Origin of the sequence: Streptococcus sp. DD10 (assembly GCF_001578805.1) — a bacterium.
Lineage (GTDB): Bacteria > Bacillota > Bacilli > Lactobacillales > Streptococcaceae > Streptococcus.
Genome location: NZ_KQ969185.1, coordinates 1 through 840, shown reverse-complemented (window position 1 = coordinate 840; position 840 = coordinate 1). Strand labels below are relative to the sequence as shown.

General features: G+C 30.0%; 1 protein-coding gene and 1 pseudogene. Both read left to right on the top strand.

Annotated features, from left to right (window positions below):
- A pseudogene (locus STRDD10_RS11690) lies at window positions 1-287 on the top strand (hypothetical protein); the annotation flags it as partial.
- Between the two features lie 392 nt (window positions 288-679).
- A partial coding sequence (locus STRDD10_RS09965; RefSeq protein WP_156468660.1) for a type II toxin-antitoxin system prevent-host-death family antitoxin occupies window positions 680-840 on the top strand: 161 nt, incomplete at its 3' end.

Genomic DNA, 840 nt, shown 5'->3' with positions numbered 1-840 from the left:
AAGTTTATGGTCTGATTCCAATGCTTAGTCTATCATTTTTGCCAATGTTTTCTCAATCGAGCACAGAAATCAAGAATGTTATGGAGTCTACTTTTTTGGGAGTTTACGTTGACTTCTTTAACAAAACTGATTTTACTTTAAATTTTGATAGCTTGAAAGTAACTATTATTTGGATTCTAGGCTTGTTTATTCTTAGCTATTGGAGTTTGAAAGGAAAAAGATTATTCAAACTTCCTAAAATTACAAAAAATAAATTTTGCTTAAAAGGCATGATTAAAAATTATTAGAAAGGGGAATGTTATGCCATTTATTTTGATTCCTATTGGTATTTCGTTGTATGTTTTATATAATCGTCGCTAATAAAAAAATAGCTTAGGTTATATTGTTTTTAGAAGAGAGGAGGAAAGGCTTATGACACTTATTGCAGGTATTGCATTTGGAATTTATCTATATACTCAAATTCGCTAATTATAATTTATTGGATTTGATGTTTTGAAAAAGAGAAAGGAGACTGATATGTTTGCTGTTGGTGTAATTATAGGATTTGGAGTAGCATGGTATGCTGCTCATCACTAATTGAAAAGACCGTTTAGGTCTTTTTTGTTTTATCTTGAAGTTGATTTTTAAAAGTGTTAAAATAAAGAAAAAGTTTCGAACAATTTTACGAAAGAGGTGTATTATGACGACTTTGCCAGTATCAGAGTTAAGAAATTATAATCAAGTTTTGAATGATGTTAGCTATGGTGAACAGGTTATTTTGACAAAAAATGGGCGAGCTCAGTATGCGGTAGTGAATATAGACGAGTGGCAAAAACAAAAAGCAAAATTACGTCTTCTTGA